The sequence below is a fragment of the Pseudomonas sp. 05T35 genome (assembly GCF_056396605.1).
This window is the reverse complement of sequence record NZ_JBFTLU010000203.1, coordinates 1-7,705: the sequence shown is the minus strand read 5'-3', so window position 1 is coordinate 7,705 and position 7,705 is coordinate 1. Positions and strand designations below refer to the sequence as shown.

Here is a 7,705-nt window from a genome sequence, read left to right as displayed (position 1 = left end):
GCTTTGCCCCTTCGACCCTGTATGGCGTGTTGCCCGAACTGATTCGCCGACTGCGCAGCAACGAGTCGCTGGAACTGGAACTCGGCCTGTCGGAAATGACCACGCTGCAACAGGTGCAAGCGCTCAAGGCCGGACGTATCGACGTCGGCTTCGGGCGGATCCGCATCGATGATCCGGCAATCATACAAACCGTATTGAATGAAGACCGCCTGGTGGCTGCCCTGCCCGCTGGCCATCCACTCCTGGCCGGCCCCATCAGCCTCACCGAGTTGGCCAATGAACCATTTGTGCTCTATCCCGGCAATCCCCGCCCCAGCTATGCCGACCATGTGATCGCGCTGTTCGAGTCCTACGGGGTGAGCATCAAGGTTGCGCAATGGACCAACGAACTGCAAACCGCCATTGGCCTGGTGGGCGCCGGTATCGGCGTCACGCTGGTGCCGGCCTCGGTGCAGTTGCTGCATCGCGACGACATTGGTTTCACGCCGGTGCTGGAAACCAACGCCACCTCGCCGATCATCCTGAGTCGCCGGGTCGGCGACGTCTCGCCGGGATTGAGTCACTGCCTGAAAATGATCGAAGCGTTGCGTATGCGCAAGCCGGTGTAACGGACTTGCGCAGTTTTTAACAATCATTCGCAAAGCTCATAAAGATGGCTGAGCGGTCCCCCTGTTAGCGTGCGCCCCGAGTATTTCCCACAGGAATCGCGCACGTCATGACGACAACCTTCACCCTTATAACCCTGCTGATTGTCGGCAGCCTGTTCAGCACTGCGGTGCGGGCCACCAGTTTTGTGATGAGCACCGACATCACCCTGAGCATGAGCATGAGCTCCACCAAAGGCACCAGCAGCTCATTCAAGGATGACAAGATCGTGCTGGCCGCGAAATCCGATGCGGCGGCGTTTGTCGCCAGTCGTGGCGACATTCGCGGCGTTCAGCTGGAGGCCGCATTTGAACGGATCCGTAGCGTGCTCGCTGGCCAGGTCTACTCGGATGAGCAACTGGCCGCGGCGATTCTGGTGCTGTGATTTTCCGAAGGGGGTGCGATCTTTACAGGTAAATCAGTCCTGCTTGTAACCCCGGACGTCGTCGACACCACGGTTGGCCAACTGGTCCGCGCGTTCGTTACCCGGATGCCCGACGTGGCCACGCACCCACTTCCAGGTGACGTTGTGGCGATTGACCTGCTCGTCGAGCTGCTTCCACAGATCAGCGTTCTTCACTGGTTCTTTCGCCGCGGTTTTCCAGCCGCGCTTCTTCCAGTTGACCATCCATTCGTTGATGCCTTTCATCACGTATTGTGAGTCGGTGACCAGCAATACGTCGCAGGAACGCTTGAGCTCTTCAAGGCCACGRATCGCGCCCATCAGCTCCATACGGTTGTTGGTGGTATTGGCTTCGCCGCCCCAGAGTTCCTTTTCAACGCCCTTGCACACCAGCAGTGCGCCCCAGCCGCCGGGGCCAGGGTTGCCCTTGCAGGCGCCGTCGGTGAAGAGTTCTACGCTATCGCTCATGCCAACCTATCCAGAAAATGTCTGTGGCTTGCCGATCAATGATCGACAACGCCCAAGGCCGGGCAAGCCCGGCCGGGAAAATAAAATGTGTATTACGGCTCGCTGTGGCGACGATTGACCTTGGCCATCGGCAGCGGGATCAATTTGCCCATAGGCTCGCGGCGCACCTGACGGACCGGTCGCAAGCCGACGACGATCTTGCGCGCCACCAATAAATAGAAACCGCCGCCGGACAGCTGCCAGTCACCGGCCTTGCGTTCCCAGCCGGCCAAGCGGGCTTGCCATGCCGGGGACGCAAGCGGCGGACGATAGCACCCGAAGCGGCGTTTCTCCAGCGCAAACCCCAGCAGGTTGAGCCAGTCGGCGACCCGCGACGGTGAAATGCAGCGTGCCTTGCGCATGGCATCGCTCGCAAACACGTGGCGCAGCCCCCAACTGCTCCAGGGGTTGATCCCGACAATCAGCAGGTGCCCGCCGGGACGCACCGCGCTGGCGGCTTCACGCAGCAGGCCATGCGGCGACAGGCAGAAATCCAGCCCGTGTTGCATCACCACCACGTCGGCGGCGTGTTCACTGATCGGCCAGGCCTGTTCTTCACAGACAATTTCCACCCCCGGCAAAGGCGCGCCCAGACGGACATTACGCTGCACCTGCTTCGCTGCCGGTGGTGCTTCGGCCGAAGGGCCGTAATGCACCAGGTAGCCGCCAAAGAAACGCCCCAGTTCGTCTTCGAGCATCCGGCGTTCTTCGTTCAACAAAAATTGGCCGATGGGACCTGACAGCCACTCGCGAGCGGCGCTGATCAATGCCAGCCAGTCAGGATCAGCCTGAGCGAACGCTTTATCGGTCATTGCATTCTCCAACTCGCCAAGAAGCTCTAAGATGCACCATTGTTTTCCGCTTGGCGAATCCTGCGATGATACAGATCAGTGCCCTTCCCGCCTTCACCGACAACTACATCTGGTTGTTACAGGATCACCGCAGCCAGCGCTGCGCCGTGGTCGATCCGGGTGATGCCGCCCCCGTGCAGGCCTGGTTGGCCATGCACCCGCAATGGCAGCTCAGCGACATTCTGGTCACCCATCACCACCATGATCACGTCGGCGGCGTCGAGCGACTCAAAAAAGCGACGGGCGCCACGGTCTACGGCCCGGCCAGCGAAAATATCCCCGGACGCGACTTCGCCCTGAACGATAATGATCGCGTCAACGTACTCGGCTGCGAGTTCGACGTGTATGCGGTGCCGGGCCACACACTGGGTCATATTGCTTACTACCATCAGGGGCTGCTGTTCTGTGGCGACACCCTGTTCGCCGCCGGGTGCGGGCGCCTGTTCGAAGGTACGCCGGCACAAATGCACCACTCCCTCAGCCGCCTGGCCGCGTTGCCCGAAGACACGCTGGTGTACTGCACCCACGAGTACACCCTGAGCAATCTGCGCTTTGCCGCGGCTGTCGAGCCGAATAACCCGGACATTGCCGAGCGTCTCGAGAAAGTCGCCCAATTACGCGAGTCCGGTGGCATGTCGCTGCCGTCGACCCTGGCGCTGGAGAAGCTCACCAACCCTTTCCTGCGTACCGGCGAAACATCCGTTAAAGAAAAAGTAGACGAACGGAATGGCCCGGATAACCGGGCTCCGAGTGAGGTTTTTGCGGCTCTTCGGGCTTGGAAAGATACGTTCTAGACAGGGCCACTATTGGTCCAAAAATTCTGAATGGTTGACCGCACCCCCTGCGCTTTCTAGAATCGCCCGACATTTTTGCCCGGAACTAACTTCCAGCCAATGTCGTCATCTATTCGTAAATCCATCAATTCAGACGCATTGACCCGCTTGGCTCAAGCCATCGCGGTGGCTGTGTCCGCCACCCTGGCGGGCTGCCAAAGCACCAGTCATGTGCCACAAACCGACGTGGCACATACGCTTTCCACCCGGACCAAACAAAAACCTATCTGGCTCAACGAGAAGCCAAGCCCACAAGCCGCGCAGGACGTCTGGGAGCGCATGCGCCAGGGCTTCCAGTTGCAGGAAGGGCTGGGCGTCAACCCGCGCATCGAGCAACAGCGCCTGTGGTTCGCCAGCAATCCATCGTTTCTGCAAGGCGCCAGCGAACGTGGCAGCCTGTACATTCACTACATCGTCGAACGCCTTGAAGAACGCAACATGCCGCTGGAACTGGCGCTGTTGCCGGTGATTGAAAGCGCCTACAACCCAATGGCCTATTCGCGCGCCGATGCGGTTGGCCTGTGGCAGTTCATCCCGTCCACCGGGCGTTACTTCAACCTGCGTCAAACCCGCTTCTATGACGGGCGCCGCGACATTACCGCGTCGACCATCGCGGCCATGGACTACCTGACCCGCCTGCACGATATGTTCAACGGTGACTGGCTGCTGGCGCTGGCGGCCTATAACGCCGGTGAAGGCACGGTTAGCCGGGCCATCGAGCGTAACGAAAAGCTCGGCCTGCCAACCGACTACTGGAACCTGCCACTGCCGGCGGAAACCCAGGCCTATGTACCCAAGCTGCTGGCGTTGTCACAAGTCGTGCTGTCGCCAGAAGCCTATGGCGTGAACCTCAACCCGATCGCCAACCAGCCCTACTTCGAAGTCGTCGAAATCAACCAGCGCATGGACCTGTCCAAGGTTGCCGCGGTGGCCAACATCGACGAAGACGAACTGTTCCAGCTCAACCCGGCCTTCAAGCAACGCACCACCATCGACGGTCCCCAGCACTTGCTGGTGCCGACGTCCAAGGCGCAGTTGCTGACTGCCAGCCTGTCAACCATGAAACCCGAAGAGCTGATCAGTCAGCGTCCGCTCAAACCGGTTTTCGAAGGTGCAGACGACCGCGAGCTGGCAACGCTCAAGCGCAGCTACCGGGTCAAACGCGGCGACAACCTGACGCAGATCGCCAAGGCGAACAAAGTCGAGGTCAAGGACCTGCAACACTGGAACAAGCTGAACGGCAAGGACCTCAAGGTTGGCCAGACCCTGGTGATGCGAGACACCAGCAAGCGCTCCGGTGGACGCATCAGCACGGTGGTTGCGGCCAACAACAAGAACAAGAAGCAGACCCAATACAAGGTCAAGCAAGGCGACTCGCTGTACATCGTCGCCAAGCGCTTCAACGTTGAGATGCAACACCTCAAGCGCTGGAATCCACGTGTTGGCCAGGCTCTCAAGCCTGGGCAGGTGCTGACGGTTTCTTCCCCGCGTTAAGTCGCGCCCCAGGCATTGGGGCTTTTTGTGGCGAGGGAGCTTGCTCCCGCCGACCGGTCCGCGCTCGGGCGCAGCAGGCGTGAACCCCGTGTATGCGATGTACCTGAAAGAACCCGATGGCATGTTTTGGGGCCGCTTCGCAGCCCAGCGGGAGCAAGCTCCCTCGCCACAAAATCCCCTACCTTAGCCCCTACCTTTTTCCTGTCGATACAAGCTGTTACTGTACGGCCCACAAAGCCCAAGCCGCCTGGACCGGATCTCTGCCTTGATACGTCCCCTCCTGCTCCTAATCAGTCTGGCCTTGAGCTTCCCCGCAAGCGCAACGATCAGCGAAAGCCATGGTTATGCGCAGTTCGGCACACTCAAGTACCCGGCCAAATTCACCCACTTCGACTGGGTCAATCCGCAAGCGCCCAAGGGCGGTACATTGCGGGTCATGGCGTTTGGCACCTTCGATACGCTCAACCCCTACACCTTCAAGGGCACCAGCCCGGTCTCGACCCCGAATTTCCTGCAGTACGGCATCAACGAGCTGAACGAACCGTTGATGGTCGGTACGGGGCAGTACGCGCCGTCCGGCGATGARCCCGCCTCCAGTTACGGGCTGATCGCCCAGTCTGTCGAATACAGCGAAGACCGCAGCTGGGTAGTGTTCAACCTGCGCCCGCAAGCACGCTTTCACGACGGCACGCCGATCACCGCCTACGACGTCGCGTTTTCCTATCGTTTGCTGCTCAAGGAAGGTCATCCGCAATACCGCACCAACCTTCAGGAAGTGCAGCGGGTCGACATCCTCAACCCACAGCGCATCCGTTTCGTGTTCAAGCGTGCCGGTAATCCGTTGCTGATCCAGCGCCTGGGCGAGTTGCCGGTGTTGCCGCAGCATTACTGGGAAGGTCGCGACTTCAAGGCGACCACCTTCGAACCGCCGCTGGGCAGTGGCCCTTACCGCATCACCGAGGTTCAGCCGGGGCGGCAACTGGTGTTCGAGCGGGTCAAGGATTACTGGGGCAAGGACCTGCCGGTCAATCGCGGCAAGTACAACTATGATCGCGTTGAAGTCGAGTTTTACCGCGACAGCGACGTGGCGTTCGAGGCCTTCAAGGCCGGCGAGTTCGACATCTACATCGAGCACCAGGCCAAGAACTGGGCCAACGGCTACAGCTTCCCGGCCGTACGGCGTGGCGAGGTGATCAAGGCGCAGATCGACCACCAGATTCCAACCCAGACCCAGGGTCTGTTCATGAACACCCGGCGCAGCACGTTCGCCGACGACAAGGTGCGTGAAGCCCTGGGCTTGATGTTCGACTTCGAATGGACCAACCGCGCCCTGTTCAGCGGTGCCTACAAACGGGCCATGAGTTATTACCCCAACAGCGAGTTCACAGCCACAGGCGTTCCGGTCGGCCATGAATGGCTGATGCTCTCACCCTACCGCGATCAGTTGCCCGCCAGGCTGTTTACCGAGCCCTTCAGCCTGCCGCAGACCGACGGCCATGGCATCCCCCGGGAAACTCTGCGCCGGGCGTTGGGTTTGCTCGCCGAGGCTGGCTGGAAGCTCAATGGCCAGCGCCTGCAGAATGCGGCCGGGCAGCCACTGCGTTTCGAGATCCTGCTGGTCAATCCGAACCTGGAGCGCATTCTCCAGCCCTACGCCGAGAACCTTGCCAGTATCGGTATCGACGCGCACCTGCGCACCGTCGACCGAGCCCAATACAAGCAGCGTCTGGACCAGTTCGATTTCGACATGATCCTGATGACCCTCGACCAGACCCTCAGCCCCGGACTTGAACAGTGGCAGTACTTCCACTCGAGCCAGGCCTCGGTCAAGGGCAGCAAGAATTACGCGGGTGTTGCCAACCCGGTGGTCGATCATTTGCTGGAACAACTGCTCGCGGCAAAATCCCGTGACGAGCAACTGGCGGCCGGCAAAGCGCTGGACCGGGTGCTGCTGTGGCAGCACTACTGCATCCCCAACTGGTATATCAATTATCATCGCCTGGCGTACCGCAACCGGTTCGCCTTCGTCACCACGCCGCCCTACACCCTGGGGCTGAATGCGTGGTGGCTGAAGACTTCGGAGAAAGCCCAATGATGCGTTTGCGTACCCTGCTGGGTCTGGTCTTTGCAGGGCTTGCCTGCACGGCCCACGCTGCCCCGCAGCACGCCTTGACCCTGTACAACGAGCCGCCGAAATACCCGGCCGATTTCAAGCATTTCGACTACGTGAACCCGGACGCTCCCAAGGGCGGGACGTTCCGTCAGGCCGGCTTCGGTGGCTTCGACAGCCTCAACCCGTTCATCAGCAAGGGCGTGCCGGCTGATGACATTGGCCTGATCTACGACACCCTGGCCAAACAGGGGCTCGATGAGCCGTTTACCGAATATGGCTTGATCGCCGGCAAAATCGAAAAGGCTCCGGACAACAGCTGGGTGCGCTTCTACCTGCGCCCCGAAGCGCGTTTTCATGATGGCCACCCGGTGCGTGMCGAAGACGTGGTGTTCAGCTTCCAGACCCTGATGAAAAGCGGTTCGCCGCTCTTTCGCGGTTACTACAGCGACGTCGACAACGTGATCGCCGAGGACCCGTTGCGGGTGCTGTTCACCTTCAAGCACACCAGCAACCGCGAGCTGCCGCTGATCCTTGGACAGCTCTCGATATTGCCCAAGCACTGGTGGGAACACCGCGACTTCAGCAAGGGCAATCTGGAGATTCCGCTGGGCAGCGGCCCGTACAAGGTCAGTGAGGTCAAGGCCGGGCGCTCGGTCCGCTATGAGCGGGTCAAGGACTACTGGGGCAAGGACCTGCCGGTCAATCGGGGCTTTTACAACTTCGACAACATGACCATCGATTACTACCGCGACAACACCGTCGCGCTGGAAGCGCTGAAGGCCGGACAGTTCGATTACTGGCAGGAGATGAGTGCAAAAAACTGGGCCAACGCCTACAACACGCCGTCCGTCACCGAGGG

Annotated in this window: 8 protein-coding genes; 6 read left to right on the top strand and 2 right to left on the bottom strand. The window is 60.3% G+C overall.

Annotation, left to right across the window (positions count from 1 at the left end):
* Positions 1-608 (top strand): LysR substrate-binding domain-containing protein (locus tag AC1DH9_RS16570; RefSeq protein WP_477808442.1); only part of this gene is annotated, 608 nt, incomplete at its 5' end.
* Between the two features lie 107 nt (positions 609-715).
* The gene (locus AC1DH9_RS16565) at positions 716-1,030 is read left to right on the top strand and encodes a DUF2388 domain-containing protein (protein WP_427537588.1); all 315 of its coding nucleotides are present in this window, start codon (positions 716-718) and stop codon (positions 1,028-1,030) included.
* Positions 1,031-1,063: 33 nt separating this feature from the next.
* Here AC1DH9_RS16565 and rnhA read toward each other — a convergent pair whose 3' ends face one another.
* Positions 1,064-1,516 (bottom strand): ribonuclease HI, encoded by a 453-nt coding sequence (rnhA, locus tag AC1DH9_RS16560; RefSeq protein WP_019690633.1) that lies wholly within the window; start codon positions 1,514-1,516, stop codon positions 1,064-1,066.
* Positions 1,517-1,608: 92 nt separating this feature from the next.
* Positions 1,609-2,367 (bottom strand): class I SAM-dependent methyltransferase, encoded by a 759-nt coding sequence (locus tag AC1DH9_RS16555; RefSeq protein WP_123580423.1) that lies wholly within the window; start codon positions 2,365-2,367, stop codon positions 1,609-1,611.
* 65 nt (positions 2,368-2,432) lie between these two features.
* On the opposite strand from AC1DH9_RS16555, the gene gloB reads away from it, so the two are divergent.
* The 4 genes from gloB to AC1DH9_RS16535 all read left to right on the top strand — a co-directional run.
* Positions 2,433-3,200: a hydroxyacylglutathione hydrolase gene (gene gloB / locus AC1DH9_RS16550; protein WP_427537591.1), complete on the top strand. Its 768-nt coding sequence runs from the start codon at positions 2,433-2,435 to the stop codon at positions 3,198-3,200.
* Positions 3,201-3,299: 99 nt separating this feature from the next.
* Positions 3,300-4,733, top strand: a complete 1,434-nt coding sequence (locus AC1DH9_RS16545) for a transglycosylase SLT domain-containing protein (protein WP_427537594.1) — start codon at positions 3,300-3,302, stop codon at positions 4,731-4,733.
* A 268-nt stretch (positions 4,734-5,001) separates the two neighbouring features.
* Positions 5,002-6,828 (top strand): extracellular solute-binding protein, encoded by a 1,827-nt coding sequence (locus AC1DH9_RS16540; protein WP_442114796.1) that lies wholly within the window; start codon positions 5,002-5,004, stop codon positions 6,826-6,828.
* Positions 6,825-7,705, top strand: an 881-nt coding sequence (locus AC1DH9_RS16535) for an extracellular solute-binding protein (protein ID WP_477808441.1), incomplete at its 3' end; no start/stop codon positions are given. The genes AC1DH9_RS16540 and AC1DH9_RS16535, both read left to right, overlap by 4 nt.